General features: G+C 60.7%; 20 protein-coding genes. 15 read left to right on the top strand and 5 right to left on the bottom strand.

The annotated features are described in order from the left end of the window. The 5 genes from dapD to ACOVRJ_RS11385 all read left to right on the top strand — a co-directional run. Positions 1 to 700 (top strand): 2,3,4,5-tetrahydropyridine-2,6-dicarboxylate N-succinyltransferase (gene dapD / locus ACOVRJ_RS11405; RefSeq protein ID WP_422043969.1); only part of this gene is annotated, 700 nt, incomplete at its 5' end. Positions 701 to 759: 59 nt separating this feature from the next. Continuing rightward, the gene (locus ACOVRJ_RS11400; RefSeq protein ID WP_339593990.1) at positions 760 to 1,917 is read left to right on the top strand and encodes a PilT/PilU family type 4a pilus ATPase; all 1,158 of its coding nucleotides are present in this window, start codon (positions 760 to 762) and stop codon (positions 1,915 to 1,917) included. Between the two features lie 25 nt (positions 1,918 to 1,942). After that, a complete protein-coding gene (gene dapE / locus ACOVRJ_RS11395) occupies positions 1,943 to 3,091 on the top strand; it encodes a succinyl-diaminopimelate desuccinylase (RefSeq protein ID WP_422043968.1) in 1,149 nt (382 codons plus the stop codon). Continuing rightward, a complete protein-coding gene (prmB, locus tag ACOVRJ_RS11390) occupies positions 3,088 to 3,975 on the top strand; it encodes a 50S ribosomal protein L3 N(5)-glutamine methyltransferase (RefSeq protein WP_422043967.1) in 888 nt (295 codons plus the stop codon). The genes dapE and prmB overlap by 4 nt, the downstream gene beginning before the upstream one ends. Beyond that, entirely contained in the window at positions 3,972 to 5,972 is a 2,001-nt protein-coding gene (locus tag ACOVRJ_RS11385) for an ABC-F family ATP-binding cassette domain-containing protein (RefSeq protein ID WP_422043966.1), read from the top strand. The genes prmB and ACOVRJ_RS11385 overlap by 4 nt, the downstream gene beginning before the upstream one ends. A gap of 84 nt (positions 5,973 to 6,056) precedes the next feature. On the opposite strand, the gene ACOVRJ_RS11380 is transcribed toward ACOVRJ_RS11385, so the two are convergent. Genes ACOVRJ_RS11380 through ACOVRJ_RS11365 form a run of 4 tightly spaced genes read right to left on the bottom strand, consistent with a single transcriptional unit; the run spans position 6,057 to position 9,746 of the window. Beyond that, positions 6,057 to 6,854, bottom strand: a complete 798-nt coding sequence (locus tag ACOVRJ_RS11380; RefSeq protein ID WP_422043965.1) for a ChbG/HpnK family deacetylase — start codon at positions 6,852 to 6,854, stop codon at positions 6,057 to 6,059. Next, positions 6,851 to 7,234 carry a GtrA family protein gene (locus tag ACOVRJ_RS11375; protein WP_422043964.1) on the bottom strand — a complete coding sequence of 128 codons (384 nt, stop codon included), beginning with the start codon at positions 7,232 to 7,234 and terminating at the stop codon, positions 6,851 to 6,853. The genes ACOVRJ_RS11380 and ACOVRJ_RS11375 overlap by 4 nt, the downstream gene beginning before the upstream one ends. After that, the gene (locus ACOVRJ_RS11370; RefSeq protein WP_422043963.1) at positions 7,231 to 8,247 is read right to left on the bottom strand and encodes a glycosyltransferase family 2 protein; all 1,017 of its coding nucleotides are present in this window, start codon (positions 8,245 to 8,247) and stop codon (positions 7,231 to 7,233) included. Before ACOVRJ_RS11370 ends, ACOVRJ_RS11375 begins: the two co-directional genes overlap by 4 nt. Before the next feature lie 5 nt (positions 8,248 to 8,252). Beyond that, positions 8,253 to 9,746: an ArnT family glycosyltransferase gene (locus ACOVRJ_RS11365; protein ID WP_422043962.1), complete on the bottom strand. Its 1,494-nt coding sequence runs from the start codon at positions 9,744 to 9,746 to the stop codon at positions 8,253 to 8,255. Between the two features lie 96 nt (positions 9,747 to 9,842). Between ACOVRJ_RS11365 and nth the strand changes: the two genes are divergently transcribed. The 4 genes from nth to ACOVRJ_RS11345 all read left to right on the top strand — a co-directional run bounded on the left by nth (position 9,843) and on the right by ACOVRJ_RS11345 (position 11,783). Next, positions 9,843 to 10,484, top strand: a complete 642-nt coding sequence (nth, locus tag ACOVRJ_RS11360) for an endonuclease III (RefSeq protein WP_422043961.1) — start codon at positions 9,843 to 9,845, stop codon at positions 10,482 to 10,484. 16 nt (positions 10,485 to 10,500) lie between these two features. Continuing rightward, positions 10,501 to 10,716, top strand: a complete 216-nt coding sequence (gene zapB / locus ACOVRJ_RS11355; protein ID WP_422043960.1) for a cell division protein ZapB — start codon at positions 10,501 to 10,503, stop codon at positions 10,714 to 10,716. Further along, positions 10,713 to 11,030, top strand: a complete 318-nt coding sequence (locus ACOVRJ_RS11350) for a cell division protein ZapA (protein ID WP_422043959.1) — start codon at positions 10,713 to 10,715, stop codon at positions 11,028 to 11,030. The genes zapB and ACOVRJ_RS11350 overlap by 4 nt, the downstream gene beginning before the upstream one ends. A gap of 288 nt (positions 11,031 to 11,318) precedes the next feature. After that, positions 11,319 to 11,783, top strand: a complete 465-nt coding sequence (locus tag ACOVRJ_RS11345) for an EVE domain-containing protein (RefSeq protein ID WP_422043971.1) — start codon at positions 11,319 to 11,321, stop codon at positions 11,781 to 11,783. Between the two features lie 20 nt (positions 11,784 to 11,803). Here ACOVRJ_RS11345 and ACOVRJ_RS11340 read toward each other — a convergent pair whose 3' ends face one another. Then, positions 11,804 to 12,826 (bottom strand): GGDEF domain-containing protein, encoded by a 1,023-nt coding sequence (locus ACOVRJ_RS11340; protein WP_422043958.1) that lies wholly within the window; start codon positions 12,824 to 12,826, stop codon positions 11,804 to 11,806. Positions 12,827 to 13,183: 357 nt separating this feature from the next. Here ACOVRJ_RS11340 and ACOVRJ_RS11335 point away from each other — a divergent pair, with 357 nt between their 5' ends. From ACOVRJ_RS11335 to ACOVRJ_RS11310, 6 genes are all read left to right on the top strand, one after another. Then, entirely contained in the window at positions 13,184 to 14,407 is a 1,224-nt protein-coding gene (locus ACOVRJ_RS11335) for an NAD(P)/FAD-dependent oxidoreductase (RefSeq protein ID WP_422043957.1), read from the top strand. Next, entirely contained in the window at positions 14,385 to 14,588 is a 204-nt protein-coding gene (locus ACOVRJ_RS11330; protein ID WP_422043956.1) for a hypothetical protein, read from the top strand. The genes ACOVRJ_RS11335 and ACOVRJ_RS11330 overlap by 23 nt, the downstream gene beginning before the upstream one ends. Next, the gene (gene rpsU, locus ACOVRJ_RS11325) at positions 14,585 to 14,797 is read left to right on the top strand and encodes a 30S ribosomal protein S21 (protein WP_007833691.1); all 213 of its coding nucleotides are present in this window, start codon (positions 14,585 to 14,587) and stop codon (positions 14,795 to 14,797) included. Before ACOVRJ_RS11330 ends, rpsU begins: the two co-directional genes overlap by 4 nt. Positions 14,798 to 15,001: 204 nt before the next feature. After that, positions 15,002 to 15,448: a GatB/YqeY domain-containing protein gene (locus tag ACOVRJ_RS11320; protein WP_422043955.1), complete on the top strand. Its 447-nt coding sequence runs from the start codon at positions 15,002 to 15,004 to the stop codon at positions 15,446 to 15,448. A gap of 11 nt (positions 15,449 to 15,459) precedes the next feature. Continuing rightward, positions 15,460 to 15,801, top strand: coding sequence for a TIGR01244 family sulfur transferase (locus ACOVRJ_RS11315; protein ID WP_422043954.1), 342 nt, complete (start codon positions 15,460 to 15,462; stop codon positions 15,799 to 15,801). A gap of 221 nt (positions 15,802 to 16,022) precedes the next feature. Beyond that, a complete protein-coding gene (locus ACOVRJ_RS11310; RefSeq protein WP_422043953.1) occupies positions 16,023 to 16,640 on the top strand; it encodes a TRAP transporter small permease subunit in 618 nt (205 codons plus the stop codon). Positions 16,641 to 16,645: the final 5 nt, after the last annotated feature.

The raw sequence follows: 16,645 nt of genomic DNA, 5'->3' as shown, positions 1-16,645 counted from the left end.
CCGCCTGCGCGTGGCCGAGCGCCAAGGCGTGGGCCAGTGGACGGTGCACCAGTGGCTGAAGAAGGCCGTGCTGCTGTCCTTCCGCCTGAACGACAACCGCCTGATGGGCGCCGGCGACACCACCTTCTTCGACAAGGTGCCCACCAAGTTCGGGGGACTGAGCGAAGACGCGATCCGCGCCATGGGCGTGCGCGTGGTGCCGCCCGCCGTGGCTCGCCGCGGCAGCTTCCTGGCCAAGAACGTCATCCTGATGCCCAGCTACGTCAACATTGGTGCCTATGTCGATGAAGGCACCATGGTCGACACCTGGGCCACCGTCGGCAGCTGCGCCCAGATCGGCAAGAACGTGCACCTGAGCGGTGGCGTGGGCATCGGCGGCGTGCTGGAGCCGCTGCAAGCCAACCCGACCATCATTGAAGACAACTGCTTCATCGGCGCTCGCTCCGAAGTGGTGGAAGGCGTGATCGTGGAAGAAAACTCGGTCATCTCCATGGGCGTCTACATCGGCCAGAGCACACCGATCTATGACCGCGAAACCGACACCGTCAGCTACGGCCGCGTGCCCGCCGGCTCGGTCGTGATCAGCGGCAGCCTGCCCAAGAATGACGGCAAGTACAGCCTCTACGCCGCCATCATCGTGAAGAAGGTCGACGCCGGCACCCGCGCCAAGACCAGCATCAACGACCTGCTGCGCGCCTAATCTCGGCCAGCAGCAGCGGCGACAACAAAAGCGATCAACAAGGCAGCGGGAGGCGCGCAATGAGCAGCGGAAACATGGAGCGCATCCTGCGCCTGATGGCGGATAAGGGGGCGTCCGACGTTTACTTGTCCGCCAATATGCCGGTGTTGATCCGCCTGAACGGACAGATCGTGCAGTTGTCCGATCAGGTGCTGTCACCCACGCAACCGCGCCAGCTGATTGCCGAAGTGGTGGAGCCATCGCAAATGGCCGAGCTCGATGCAAGCGGAGAGTTGAATCTGGCCGTGTCGGTCAGCAAGGTCGGCAGCTTTCGTCTGTCCGGCTTTCGCCAACGCGGCACCATAGCCGGCGTGTTCCGCCACATCCCGCACAACATCCCCAGCCTGGAAAGCCTAAACCTGCCGCCGGTGCTGGGCAAACTGGTGCAAGAAAAGCGCGGCTTGATCCTGATGGTGGGCGCCACCGGCACCGGCAAGAGCACCACGCTGGCCTCCATGCTGGAACAGCGCAACCAGACCATGACCGGCCACATCCTCACCATCGAGGACCCGCTGGAATACCTGTTCACCAACAAGCGCTCGGTGGTGAACCAGCGCGAGGTGGGCCGCGACACGGCCAGCTTGCAGATTGCGCTGAAAAATGCGCTGCGCCAAGCACCCGACTGCATCTTGATTGGCGAAATCCGCGACCGCGAAACCATGACGGCGGCGATTTCCTATGCCCTGTCCGGCCACTTGGTGCTGGCCACCTTGCACGGCAATAACTCCTATCACGCGCTGAACCGGATTCTGTCCTTCTACACGCCCGAATCGCGCCCCGCGCTGCTGAACGACTTGGCGGCAGGACTGAAATCCATCGTCTCGCAGCGCCTGGTGCGCGCCGCCGCTGGAGGCCGCATTCCTGTGATCGAAATCTTGATCAACTCCAAGCTGATTGCCGAGTTGATCGAGCAAGGCGACTTTGCCGGCGTCAAGGAAGCGATGGAGAAATCGATTGCCGAGGGATCGCAGAGTTATGAAGAGCATTTCGCTAAGCTGATCACCGAAGGCACCATCACCCGCGAAGAAGGTCTGGCCTTTGCCGACTCTCCCACCAACTTGCTCTGGCGCTTGCAAAACGACGCGCCGGGCAGCAACAAGCCCGCCGCCAAGCCGCAAGAAAAGGCCAGCGACGAAGCCAGCTTCACCGAAATCACCCTCGATGTCCGCCAGGACTGAGGCTCAGCTCACAAGAACAACAACGATGTCTGACACTCTTGCCCTTTTGGAGGCGCTGATTGCGCGCCCCTCGATCACGCCCGATGACGCCGGCTGCCAAGACCTGATTGCGACTCGCCTGCAAGCGCTGGGCTTTGAGATCGAACGCATGGACAGCGGCCCCGACAATTTCAGGGTCCAAAATCTTTGGGCCATCAAGCGCGGCAGCGCGCAAAACCCGGCTGTGATGCTTCTGGCGGGACACACCGATGTGGTGCCGCCCGGCCGCCTGGACAGTTGGACCTCAGACCCCTTCGTGCCCAGCTACCGAGACGGTCGCATCTACGGCCGCGGTGCCGCCGATATGAAGGGTTCGGTCGCCGCCATGGTGGTGGCCGCCGAGGAGTTTGTGCAGGCCCACCCGGATCACGCGGGCAGCTTGGCTTTTTTGCTTACCAGCGATGAAGAAGGCCCCTCGGTCGATGGCACCAAGGTCTGCTGCCAAGTGCTGCAGGCGCGCGGGCAAAAGCTGGACTACTGCATCGTCGGCGAGCCCACCTCGGTGGACCAAGTCGGCGATATGCTGAAAAATGGCCGTCGCGGCACGCTCAGCGGCAAGCTGCGCGTCAAGGGCATTCAGGGCCATGTGGCCTATCCGCAGCTGGCGCGCAATCCGGTCCATCAGGCTGCGCCTGCCCTGGCTGAGCTGGCGGCCACCGAGTGGGATGCAGGCAACGCCTATTTCCCCGCCACCACTTTCCAGATCTCCAATATCAATGCCGGCACCGGCGCCACCAATGTGATCCCGGGCGAGATGGTGGTGGACTTCAATTTCCGCTTCTCGACCGAGTCCACGCCGGAAGGCCTGAAGTCCAAGGTGCAGGCACTGCTCGCGCGCCATGGCTTGGAGTACGCGCTCGACTGGACCTTGGGCGGCGAACCCTTCCTGACCCCGGAAGGCAGTATGAGTTCGGCCATCAGCGCCGCTATCCTGGCACAGACCGGCTTGCAGACGCAGCTCTCGACCACAGGCGGCACCTCGGACGGTCGTTTCATCGCCAAAATCTGCCCGCAAGTCATCGAGTTTGGCCCCATCAACGCCAGCATCCACAAGATCGACGAGTACCTGCCCGCCGACAGTCTGGAGCCGCTCAAAGAGATTTACCGACGCACGCTGGAGAACCTGCTGCTGTGAAGCTGATTGACTGCATTGAACTGAACGCCGCCCGCCTGACCCAGGCGGGCGTTTCCTTTGGGCATGGCACCACCAATGCGTTCGACGAAGCAGCTTGGCTGGTTCTGTGGCGCTGCGGCTTGGCTTTGGACAGCCTGGATGAGCATGAGCAGCTGGAGCTGACGACCGAACAGGAACAACAGATCACGGCCTTGGTGGACGAGCGCATCAGCAGCCGCAAGCCGGCCGCCTACCTGACACGCGAAGCCTGGCTGCAGGGCATTCCTTTTTATGTGGACGAGCGCAGCATCGTGCCGCGCAGCCTGATCGCCGAACTGATTGCCGACGCGTCGATTGACGCCTGGTTGTCGGACCAGACCCAGCGCGTGCTGGACCTGTGCACTGGCAATGGCTCTTTGGCCGTGCTGGCGACCATGGCCTGGCCTGAGGTGACGGTGGACGCCATTGACCTCAGCCCGGACGCCTTGCAAGTCGCACGCATCAATGTCGAGAAGCATGAGCTTGGCGCGCGCATCCGCTTGCTGCAGGGTGACGGCCTGAGCCCCGCCGCGGGTCAGCGCTATGACTTGATCCTGTGCAACCCACCCTATGTCAACAGCGACTCGATGAGCAAGCTGCCGGCCGAGTACCGCGCAGAGCCCGAGTTGGCGCTGGCCGGTGGCAGCGACGGCATGGACTTTGTTCGCGGCCTGCTGGCCCAGGCCAGCCAGCACCTCAGCCCCCATGGCGTGCTGGTGCTGGAGATCGGCAACGAGCGCGAATTTTTTGAAGCAGCATTCCCGCAGTTGGAAGTGGCTTGGATGGAAACATCGGCCGGAGAAGACCAAGTCTTGCTCGTCACCCAAGAAGAACTCACAAAGAAAAACCAGGACTTGCAAGCATGATCACCTTACGCAATATCACGCTGCGACGCGGCACCAAGGTCGTGCTCGACGACGCCTCCGTCACCCTGCAACCGGGCGAAAAAATTGGTCTGGTGGGGCGCAATGGCGCCGGCAAATCCAGCTTGTTTGCGATGCTGACCCACCGCCTGCAAAACGACAAAGGTGAGGTGGACATTCCGCGTCAATGGGCCGTCGGCGAAGTGGCGCAGAACATGCCCGAAACCGATATGCCGGCCACCGACTATGTCTTGGAAGGCGACACCCGTTTGATGGCGGCGCGTGCGGCACTCGACGCCGCTGAAGCCGCCGAAGATGGCCACGCCATGGCCGATGCGCATGCCTTGCTCAGCGATGTGGGCGCCTTCGATGCACGCCCGCGCGCGCAGGCCCTGCTGATGGGCTTGGGCTTCAAGGGCGAACAGGTCGATGCGCCGGTGAACAGCTTTTCGGGCGGCTGGCGCATGCGCTTGCAGCTGGCCCGGGCGCTGATGTGCCCGGCAGACTTGATGCTGTTGGACGAACCGACCAACCACTTGGACTTGGACGCCTTGGTGTGGCTGGAAGCCTGGCTGCAACGCTATGAAGGTACGCTCATCGTCATCAGCCATGACCGCGAGTTCTTGGACGCCATCACACGTGTCACCCTGCACCTGGACGAGGCCAAGCTGATCCGCTACGGCGGCAACTACACCACGTTTGAGACCATGCGCGCCGAGCGCATGGAGCAGCAAGCCGCCGCTTTTGGCAAGCAGCAAGAACGCATTGCCCATCTGCAGAAGTTCATTGACCGCTTCAAGGCCAAGGCCAGCAAGGCCAAGCAGGCACAGAGCCGCGTCAAGGCCCTGGAGCGCATGGAAAAGTTGGCGCCGGTGCTGGCTTCGGCGGACTTCTCTTTCGAGTTCCGCGAACCGCTGAATTTGCCCAACCCCATGCTGATGTTTGATGAGGTGGCTTGCGGCTACGACACCGACGAAGGCGAAAACGTCATCGTGCGCGGCATCAACCGCTCGGTGCTGGCCGGCCAACGCATCGGCATCTTGGGCGCCAACGGCCAGGGCAAGTCCACAGTGGTGAAGACCGTGGCCCGCATGCAGCGCGCCATGGGCGGGAAGATCACCGAGGGCAAGGGGCTGACGATTGGCTACTTCGCTCAGCAGGAGATGGACGTGTTGCGTCCCGACGAGGGCCCGCTTTCGCACATGGTGCGCCTGGCCAAAGAAGTCAGCCCAAGTGCGCGCGAACAAGAGTTGCGCGACTTCTTGGGCCAGTTCCGCTTTGTCGGTTCCATGGTCAATCAGGAAGTGGGCTCTTTGTCGGGTGGAGAAAAGGCCCGTCTCGTTTTGGCCATGTTGGTCTGGCAGCGCCCCAACCTTCTGCTCTTGGACGAACCGACCAACCATTTGGACCTGAACACCCGCGAGGCCTTGTCCATGGCCTTGAACGAGTTCGAGGGTACGGTGATGCTGGTCAGCCACGACCGCGCCCTGCTGCGCGAAGTTTGCGACGAATTCTGGCTGGTCACCAAGGGCGCGGTGTCGCCTTTTGATGGCGATCTGGACGACTATCAGAAGTGGTTGCTAGAGCAATCCAAGGAAGCTGCCAAGGCTGCCAAGGAAGCGGCGAAAGCCGCGCTCAAGAGCGCTCGAAGTGGAGGCAATGCCCCCGCACCTGTTGCCGCCGCCACTGTCGCGGCAGCGGTCGCAGCCAAAGCGCCTGCAACGCGTGAGGATCGCAAATCCAGCGGCCAAGCCCGGCAGAAACTGGCGGAGCAGACCAAGCCCTTGCGCCGGGAAATGGAGTCCATTGACGTCAAGCTGAACAAGCTGGCCGATGAACGCAGTGCGGTCGAGGCTCAGCTCGCCGCCGGTACTGCAACCCCGGCCCAGATCGCGGACTTGGGCCGCAGGCTCAAGTCCATTGCCGACGAACTGGCGGATGCAGAAATGCGTTGGTTGGAGCTCAGCGCCGAGGTCGATGCCATTTACGCTACGGACTGAACGGACGGACCGCCCCAGCCCCTCGGTCCGGCCCTTGCTGCGGGCCGCAGGGCTCTGAATCGGCCGCTCCCGCCGAACTGGAGCTCAGGCGAGAGGCCAGTCCTCGCTCATGCCCAGCTGCACCCCATGCACGGCCAGCAACTCGCCCGCCTCACTGCTGAGCCAGAACGCTCGCTCGCGCACCCGCGCGGCCCGAATCGCGTCGGGCCGCGAGCCAATATCGCCACGACCGGGGTGAATCATCAGCAAGCCGGCATCCGGCAGGCTGGCCAAACAATTGGCCACAAACTCGGGCAACACAGTCTCAGGACCAAAGGCATAGACGCCGGCAAAATCCAGATTCATCCGCAAGCCTGAGCGGCGCGCCCCGCGTCGCAGGCCTGACTCCCCGAGGCCCGCAATGACCGCCGCCTTCAAGCCACGCCAGCTTCGACTCCGCGTCGAGCGCAAGGCGCAGCTATCGCCATAGCGTCGCGTTACAGCACTGAGCACCGCATCACGCACCACCGGCAGTTGGTGCAGATGCTGGTGGCCATCAAGATAGGCCGGCGCAGATTTCATCGCCGCTTCAAAAGCATCCAGTTGCTGCTCGACCCAACCGAGCACCTGAGCCGGCTGCAAGCGATGCAGATAGCTGGCGCTGATCCAGCCCTTCAGATCTCGATTGGGTGCATAGGGAGCAAACTCATTCAAGTCCAGATGCAAGCCATAGTCGGCCATACCCTGACGATCACGCAATGCCGGCGCCCACTCGGTCCAGGCGGGCGAAAAAACCATGCAACTGGTGGCACTGATGCGTCCTGCATCTATGCATTCCAGGATGCCCAGGCTCACACCGGCATCAAAACCATAGTCGTCTGCGCAAACCTGCACCCGTTTCATCGCACAGCTTCCCGTGTCCGAAAGGCCCAGTAGCGGCTCAACAACCAAGTCATCGCGGCCACGGCCAAGAGCACAAGAAACAAGGCCAATCGATACTCCATGCCGGCCTTGAGCAACAAGGCATATAGCGATTCATTGCAGACAAATCCCAACACAGCGACCGCCGCAAAACGGGGCAATGCTTGGCTCGCCTGGGACTTCTGGGCGGCGAAAGTCAGCCGATGATGGCCCAGGAAGCTGACGCAAAAGGCCAGCAAGAAACCCGCAACATTGGCCACCAGCGCAGCCAGCTGAAACTGCGATACCAGCCACCACACCACGCCCATGTGGACGGCTGCCGCCGAGGCACCAATGAGACCAAACCAAGTCACAGAACTCACTGCGGTTCCCGTGGCTGCAAGGGTGGGGTCAGGTCTTGCGTGATGTATAGCGGGCGCTGTTTGACCTCATCAAACACACGTCCCAGGTACTCCGCAATGATGCCAAGACAGAGCAACTGAACGCCGGCAAGAAAGGTGATCGAGGCCGCCAGGGTGGTGAATCCGCTGACAGGCTGACCGAACACCATTTTTTCAATCACGATCCAAAAGCCAAAGCCCACCGAGACCAAAGACACCACCAAACCCAGCAAGGACACCAGACGCAGCGGCACCTTGGTGAAGGCGGTCAAACCCACCAGGGCAAAGGACAAGAGCTGCATATAGCCAAAGGTCGACTCCCCATGCAGGCGCGCATTCGGCACGTACTCGAGCGCCTTGGCATTGAAGCCCACCCAAGCAAACAAGCCTTTCATATAGCGCGCCCGTTCGGGCAAACGGCGCAATTCCAACACGACCTTGCGGTCGAGCAGGCGGAAGTCACCGGCATTGGCGGGCATCTGCACCCGCGAGCCATGGCGCATCAGCCAATAAAACACCTTGGTGTAGCTGCGGCGAGCCAAAGACTGCGACTCACTGCGCCCTTCTTGCACCGCATACACCACGTCAAAGCCAGCGCGCCATTCGCTCAACATTTGCAGGGCCGTGCCGATCGGGTGCTGCCCGTCGGAGTCCATGACGATGACCGCATCCCCATCCGCCGCATCCAGGCCAGCGCACAAGGCGGCCTCCTTACCAAAGTTGCGAGACAGGCGTAGCAGTCGAATGGGCAGGCCTTGCGAGATCAAGCCCTGGACGACAAGCACGGTGTCATCACTGCTGCCATCATCGATCACCAGCAATTCAAGCACTTGCGCTTGCCCACTCAACTGCTGGCTCAACTCGGGAAGCAAACTGGCCAAGTTGCGAGCCTCGTTGAAAGCCGGCAAAACGATGCTCAGCAAACGCGGTTGCTCACGCGAAGCCACAGCCTCTGAGTGCTGGGGGGTCAGTGATGGAAGGGTGCTGGTTTGCATCAAGGTCATTTGCTTTCCTGGCCGTCGTCGGGCAACAAGCAGCGATCCTTGTTGCAGGCCAGCGCTGTCGCGCGCAGGGGCGATTGTCTATCGACGCGTTGCACTTTGAACTGCGGCCGATCGGCCACTCCCGGCATGCCCTCATAGAGGCGACCCGAAGTGTAGAAGTAGGCCGAGTAACTGATTCTGGAGGGGTAGCTGAGCTTGCAGTCTTGCGCCGGACAGGCCTTGATGTAAGCCTCAATGAGGGGCAAGTCGGAGTTATTGCGGGTGACCTGGGGAAGTTTGTAGATAAAGGCCCAGGCATAAACAAGCGTCAGACCCAAGAACACCCAGATACTGGCGCGGCGACGCAACCAAGCTTCAGGCAGCGCCAGGATGGCCAAAATCGCCAGCCCCGGCAATGCCGTCATGGCATAGGTAAAGATTAAATTCCGCGCGGCACTGAACAGGAGCAGCGGAGCCAGAACAATGCACAAGGCATAACAGACCAACTCAAACCTGCGATGGGCCAAACTGGGCACTTCCAGCCCCGACTGAGCAGCTATCCCATGCGCTTGAAACTGCGCTGAGATGGCGCCCGAGCCGCGCCTCAAACGCAAATAAGGCAAGCGGATCAACAGCAACAGCACGGCCGGCAAGGCCGCCACCAAGGTAAACAACCAAATCATGCCCAAGGGTTGAGCGTGTGCGAAACCGTATCGGTCGCCCTTCCATCCCGGCTGCAAAAAGCGCATCACATGTTCGCCAAGCACGAAATACTCGACAAAGCCTGGCGTCTTCAATTCAGCCATCACATACCAGGGCAAGGCGGCCGCCAAGCAGATCAGCCAGACCCAGGCATCACCCGCTACCGCCCTCACCTCAACCCAATGCTTGCGCCAAGCGGCATGCATGAACACCGGCAACAAAGCCAGCACTGCCGCAGCCGGGCCCTTGGTCAACAAGGCCAGGGCCATGCCCAGAGCCAGCCAGCGCGCGGCGCGCTTTTGTGTCGCCCCGGACGAGCACAGAACTCGCCACCAAGCGGCCTGAACGAAGATCACTGCGGCCCCCAGCGTGGCATCGGTCATCACCGCACCGGCGCTGATGAAGAACAAGGGGCACAAAGCCAGCAAAACTTGAGCGGCCAGAATCTGCACACGAGTCAGTACGCCTTCAAGCATCCAGCCCAAGGCCAACAAACCCATGAGGCTCCACAACACCGCAGGAAGCCGCCCGCTCCATTCGCTGACGCCAAACACCGTCATTGACAAAGCCTGCCCCCAGGTAGAGAGCGGCGGCTTGCCCCAGAACACCTCGCTGGGCGTGATGTGTGGGCTGATCCAGTCCCCGGTCTGCACCATCAAACGAGCGATCTCGGCGTAACGAGCCTCTGTGTGATCGGTCAGCGGCAGCAAGGGCAGAGTCAGCAGGCGCAGCAGCAGAATCAGCAACAACAAGCCAAGCCAGGGCAGAGCCGCACCTTTGAGCGAAGAGTTTTCGGAGGAACGAGACATGGACGGGTCAAAACAATGGAATGCCGGCATCATGCCACCGCTTCAAGACGAGCAAGCCCGTTTCTAGAGGGTCCGGCTAAGGAGACAATGAAGCCAATGAATGCTCAGCAAATCCAAATTTTCTTCGAAACCCTGCGGACTGCGAACCCGGCGCCGCAAACCGAGCTTGAGTACGCCAGCGTTTTTGAACTGCTGGCCGCCGTGCTGCTTTCGGCCCAGGCGACCGACGTGGGAGTCAACAAGGCGACCCGGCGGCTGTTCGTCATCGCCAACACCCCCGCCAAGATCCTGGCGCTAGGCGAAGAAGGGCTTTGTGAGCAAATCCGAACGATTGGACTTTTCCGCAGCAAAGCCAGACATTTGATCGCCACCTGCCGCATCCTCATTGAACAGCATGGCGGCGAAGTACCGCATACCCGCGAAGCCTTGGAGGCATTACCTGGGGTCGGTCGCAAGACCGCCAACGTCGTTTTGAACGTCGCCTTCGGACAAGCTGCGATGGCCGTCGACACCCATATCTTCCGGGTCAGCAACCGCACCGGCTTAGCGCCCGGCAAGACGCCCTTGGCCGTGGAACTGGGTTTGCTGAAACGCATCCCTGAGGAGTTCATGGTCGATGCGCATCATTGGTTGATTTTGCATGGCCGCTATGTCTGCAAAGCACGCACGCCCATGTGCTCCGTTTGTACGGTGGCCGGGCAATGCGATCACGCCCGCCTACAATCCAAGCCTGCCTAGGGAGCTACGGGGAACCATGCCAAGCATCACCGACTTGATCGACCGCGTCGAGCGCCTGCTGCTCCGCCACGACGAATTGAAACGCACCAATCAATTGTTGCAAGCACAAGTGCTCAGCCTGAGCCAAGAACGCGACAACCTGCGCTCGCGCCTGAATGCGGCCCGCTCCCGCATTGATGTGCTGTTGGAGCGATTGCCTGTAGAGAATGAATCCGGAAAGAACGCCTCGTGAAGCAAATGGAAGTAACCATCATGGGCCAGAGCTATTTGCTCGGATGCCCGGACGGCGGCGAAGCCGCCTTGAGCAAAGCCGTCAGCCAGGTCGACCGTGAAATGAGCGCCATTCGCGATGCCGGGCGGGTTAAGGCTCGTGAACGCATTGCCGTTTTGGCCGCCTTGAATCTGGCCTATCAATTGGCTGAGAGCGGCACCGCCGCAGCAACCGAGAGTCGTCCGGCGCCCGCTGCAGCGAATTCACTGCCGGATCTGGACGGCATGATTCGACGCCTGGATGAAGCCCTCGGCCATGACGGCCAATTGCTGTAAAGCACACGGTGCCTCGCTCGAGAGGCCTTAGAATCCCCAACGTCCATTGCGTCCGCGTGAGCTTTATATGTCCTTGAACCAATGCTCTCTGAGCAAGGGCTTGGAACATTGCCCAGCAAGCGTGATCGTCTCGCGTCAGATGAACCCAATGCTTGGCTGACCTCGCCCACCTGAACCCCTGGTTCAGGACTGCGGCTCACGGTTCGCGGTGGACACCTTTGCTTTGCGGCGCCAGTACAAGAAATGTGCGGCTCGCTGACCGATTTTTCTACGCAAGCCGCCTCCCCATTGAACTACTGGTTGATGAAGTCTGAGCCGAGTGAATGCTCGATCGACGACCTTGCCCAAGCGAACGGCCAGACCGTGCCCTGGATCGGCGTACGCAACTACCAGTCCCGCAATTTCATGCGTGACCAAATGCGGGTAGGGGACGGGGTTTTGTTCTACCACTCTTCGTGCCCAGAGCCTGGCATCGCCGGTTTGGCTTCAATCGCCAGCGGCGCCTACCCTGACGCAACCCAGTTCGATCCGCAAAGCCCCTACTTTGACGCCAAGGCGACGCGAGAAGCACCGCGCTGGCTGAATGTGGACGTGCGCTTCGTCCGCAAGACCCAGTTGCTCAGCTTGGCCGCCTTACGTGCCGACGAGGCACTGTGCAGCTTGCGTGTCTTGCAACCCGGCAGCCGCCTGTCCATCACCCCGGTCAGCCCTGAAGAGTGGCGTCTGCTCGAAGACCGGCTCAAGCCCACCTAGCCGCCTCTTGCAGAGTCGGCTCAGCTGACGAAGGGGATCGACGCCAGCACCACTTGATTGCCGCCACGGCGCTGTGCCTCTTGCACCGCAGACTCACTGGCCGACAGCAGTTCATCTTGCTTGGAAGCCGTATGAGGGAAGCTCGACACGCCCATCGAGATCGACAAACCCATGTCCACACCATTGAGGACAATGATCTGAGCCGTACATTGGCGACGCAACTGCTCCATCCGCGCATGGGCTGTGGCCAAGCCCACCCCGGAGAGCAACACAGCAAATCGACGCTCACCAATGCGGCATGCAGCATCCATCGCACGGGTGTTCGCACGCAGCATACGCCCCATGCCTTCCAGCAATCGATGATCCGCTTCCTCGCCCAAGGCTTGTGCGGAGGTCGGCAACGGATCCAAGGCGATGATGACTAGGGCAAACTCCCGATGCTCGCGAGTGGAAAGATCGATTTCTCGCAGCAGTTGATCGTCGAACTGCGCCCGCAAGTACAGGCCGGACATATCGTCACGACCGGAGCCTTGCTGCAACTCGCGCCGAATTTGCTCAATCGTTTTTTGCTGTTGCTCGATTTGTTGCAGCGCGCGCTGCAGATGGCTCTCGCGATGCCGCTCTTCGGTGCGCTCGCGCCAGACCGACAAGATGTGTTCAGCACCCAGCGGCGCGCGACTGACGGTGAACTCGCGACGACGACCGGCCAGATCAAGCCGGTGCTCGCTGACGACCTGGGTACGCTGAGCCATCACGGCTTGCTCAACCCGTCGCATGCCGATCACTTCATCCGCACGCATCAAATCACTGTCCGAACAGCCGACCCAGTGTTCGCGTCCAAACAAAGCACTCAAGCCAGGGCTGCCATAAACATAACGGCCCGAGACCAGTGACTTGACGGCCGCAAAGGCTTCCAAGGGCTCGATCAAGGACGTGACCACCGCCCCCAACTCCGGCGCCAGATTGGGCTGAGCCGCAAGCCATTCAGCCAAGGAGTCCTGGCCGGGCTTCGCGTCTTCGAAAGGAGTCGCTGAACTATCCATGAATTCTCAATATGTTTTCCGGGCCCGTGGCACCAAACCACCTGGGAAAGCCCATGTGGAGGAAATGTAGATGGCTTGTACTCGCCTGATCAAGAGGCGGCCCCCTCGCACGGGGCCAGTCCCCCTAATTTGGGGCATCTGGGAGGCAAGTTTGACACGCGGAGATGGTATCCAAAGCCGGGCATCTATCCAGGCGGCTTTGAGTCCAGCGTTGATGACTATCGCACCACCCCAGCCTGCTGAGTGCTTGAGTTACGGCACTCCAGCCCCCTATCTGCGGGACAATGCCCCTCCTGAAGGCTCGCCTACGGGCGATCAGCCGCTTCCCCTTCTTTCCTTGATTCCGGCAATTTAGACATGCATTCTTTTGACCTTGTGGTCGTCGGCGCCGGTGCCGCCGGGCTTTTTTGTGCGGGCATGGCCGGCCAAGGCGGTCAGAACGTTTTGTTGATCGACCACGCCGAGCGCGTCGCAGAGAAGATCCGCATCTCCGGCGGCGGCCGCTGCAATTTCACCAACCGCGACGTCGGGCCCAGCAACTTCCTGTCCGACAACCCCGCGTTTTGCCGCTCAGCACTGGCCCGTTTCAGCAGCCATGATTTCATTGCCTTGGTGCAGAAGCACGGCATTGCCTTCCACGAAAAGCACAAGGGGCAACTGTTTTGCGACGACTCCAGCGAACTGATCATTCGGATGCTCTTGGCCGAGTGTGAGGCGGGCGGCGTCCAGCGATGGCAGCCTTGCAGTGTGCTGGACGTTCAACAGGGCCCCGCACCCAACGGCGGATTCCTCCTCGAAACCTCGCGGGGCCAAGTGCAGACACGCCGATTGGTGATTGCAACCGGCGGCCTGTCCATTCCCAAAATCGGCGCCACGGACTGGGGCCTGCGCTTGGCCAAACGCCTGGGGCACACCATTGTGGAGCCCCGCCCAGCCTTGGTTCCCCTGACCTTTGACGCCGAGGCATGGGCACCATTCTCGGCTTTGTCCGGCTTGTCATTGCCCGTCGTGGTCAGCACCGGTCAAGGCAAGGCACGGGGACGTTTTTTGGAGGACCTGCTGTTCACCCATCGAGGTTTGAGTGGGCCGGCCATCCTGCAAATATCAAGTTTCTGGACCGAGGGCCAAACACTTTCGATCGACTTGGCGCCCGAGTCGGACTTGAACGAGCAACTGAAGGCGGCCAAAACCGACTCCCGGCGGCAACTGGGCAACCTGCTGGCCACATTGCTGCCTCAGCGCCTGGCACAGGCCTGGCTCGAACGACTGGGTCTGCCGGCCCAACGCGCCATGCCCGAATGCAAAGACAAGGACTTGCAGCATTTGGCGGAACAGTTGCAATCTTGGCGCTTAACCCCCAGCGGCAGCGAGGGCTGGCGCAAAGCCGAAGTGATGCGCGGCGGCATCGACACGCGGGAACTCAGCTCACAAAGCCTGGAAAGCAAGCGCGTGCCTGGCCTTCATTTCATTGGTGAAGTCGTTGATATCACCGGATGGCTTGGGGGTTACAACTTCCAGTGGGCCTGGGCCAGCGCCGCAGCGTGCGCAAGATCAATCTGTGCAAATATGGAAAAAACCTAAAAACAGAGCTATACTCGCTCTCTTTGCTGGCAAACCCTGCGCGTCGATTCGCAACATTTTTGAAGCGGAATCCGGAAAAGCCGCTTCAAACACGGGCATCAAATCAAGTCCAACTGGCGTTGATTTGAATGCAGTGATTGACGAACACCGAGCGCATATTGAAGGAAATACTTTTTCATGACCACGATTCGCGTCAAAGAGAATGAGCCGTTTGATGTGGCTCTGCGCCGTTTCAAGCGCACTATCGAAAAACTGGGCCTGCTGACCGATCTGCGCGCCCGCGAGTTTTACGAGAAGCCCACGGCTGAGCGTAAGCGCAAGAAGGCTGCGGCCGTCAAGCGTCACTACAAGCGCGTTCGCAGCATGCAACTGCCGAAGAAGCTGTACTGATCTTCGTCTTTGACGGCGCCTCCGGCGCTCGCAAACGAAAATCGGTTCACGCCGAAGTAGCTGAATAAGCTCAAGAACAAGGCCCGCACAGGACGCTGTCGCGGGCCTTTTCTTTGCCTGCGCAGGTTGCTGTGCAAGCTTGCCCACCCATCTTTGCCCCCACAATTCCAGCCCAAGCCCTTCACCCGAGCTAAAGGATTCGCCATGAGTTTGAAAGACCGCATCACCGAAGACATGAAGGCCGCCATGCGCGCCAAAGAAGCCGACAAACTGGTGACCATCCGCGGCCTGCTGGCCGCAATCAAGCAAAAGGAAGTCGATGAGCGCATCGTGGTGGATGACGTGGCATTGGTCGCCATCGTGGACAAGCTGATCAAGCAGCGCAAAGACTCCATCCAACAGTTCACCGCCGGCGGGCGCCCTGACCTGGCCGAGAAAGAAACCGTGGAGCTCGCGGTGCTAGAGGCCTATTTGCCGCAGCGCATGAGCAGCGAAGAGGTTCAGACTGCGGTGAACGCTATCGTCGCCGACTTGGGCGCCAAAGGCCCGGCCGACATGGGTCGTGTCATGGCTGCCGTCAAAGCTCAGGTGACCGGAAAAGCTGAAATGGCCATGGTCTCCGCCGCCGTCAAACAGGCCCTCCAGCAGTAAGGAGTTCCTCCATGAGTCTGCCTATCCAAGCCCTGACGCCGGACTTTTGCGTCGCACCTCAACTGGGCCCTCACGCCATGGCCGAGGCTGCGGCCGCGGGCTTTCGCAGTGTGATCAACAATCGCCCCGATTTCGAAGGCGGCCCCGATCAACCCAGCAGCGCGCAAATGGAAGCATCGGCACAAGCCGCCGGCCTCGAATACCGCCATTTGCCGGTCAACGGCGCCTACCAGTCGCCGGAAGAGATTGAGCAGTTCAAACAGCTGCTGCAGAGCCTGCCTCGGCCTATCCTGGCTTTTTGCCGCTCGGGCGCACGCTCGACCCGCTTGTTCAACGCAGCCACGCTCGGCTGAAGCGATACCTCTTCTGAAAGGCGCCGTGCCAGCCCAAGTCAGTGGGTCCTGGGCTAGCGCCTTCTCAGTGCTTTCCCTGAAGAGGCAGTAATTTCAGGCTTCATTCAGTTGCGACTGACTACAGTGCAGCGTGGGCTGGCTCAGCCCTTGGGCGCAAGCCATCCAGATCCCGAACTTGGGTGAGTGGTTTGTGCGACCTTCCACTTTCGTCTGGACGCCTGATGCAAGCCCTTCTTTCCCTGTCCAAAGCCATCGACCGCATCGGCGAGTTCGCCGGCGCGTCCGTGCGCTGGTTGATTCTTGCCGCCGTGCTCATCAGCGCCGGCAACGCCATCGTGCGCAAAGCCTTCGACATCAGCTCGAATGCTTACCTTGAGATTCAGTGGTACTTGTTTGCTGCCGTGTTCATGCTCGGCGCCGGCTATGTGTTTCTGAAGAATGCGCACGTCCGCATTGACTTCATCTCCTCTCGCCTGTCGGTTCGCACGAACACCATCATCGACATCCTGGGCATCGTTTTCGTCATCTTCCCGCTGTGCTGGATCATGGTTGACCTCGCCTGGCCCTTGTTTCACCGCGCCTGGGTTTCCGGCGAAGTCAGCTCCAACGCAGGCGGCTTGATTCGCTGGCCGGTGATGCTGTTGCTGCCCGCCGGATTTGCGCTGCTGGCGCTGCAAGCCGTTTCCGAGCTGATCAAGCGCTGCGCCTATTTGACCGGCCACCGCAGCGAACCCTTCCCGCTTGAGCAAGAAAAGAGCGCCGAAGAGCAGTTGCTTGAAGAGCTGCGTGCCCATGCAGACGCCGAAGCGGCTGCAACTTCCAAATCCAACGCCCGCTGAGACTC

This window comes from Roseateles sp. (genome assembly GCF_049240545.1).
GTDB lineage: Bacteria > Pseudomonadota > Gammaproteobacteria > Burkholderiales > Burkholderiaceae_C > Paucibacter_A.
The sequence above is the reverse complement of the archived record's forward strand: the minus strand, read 5'-3'. Positions and strand labels throughout refer to the sequence as shown.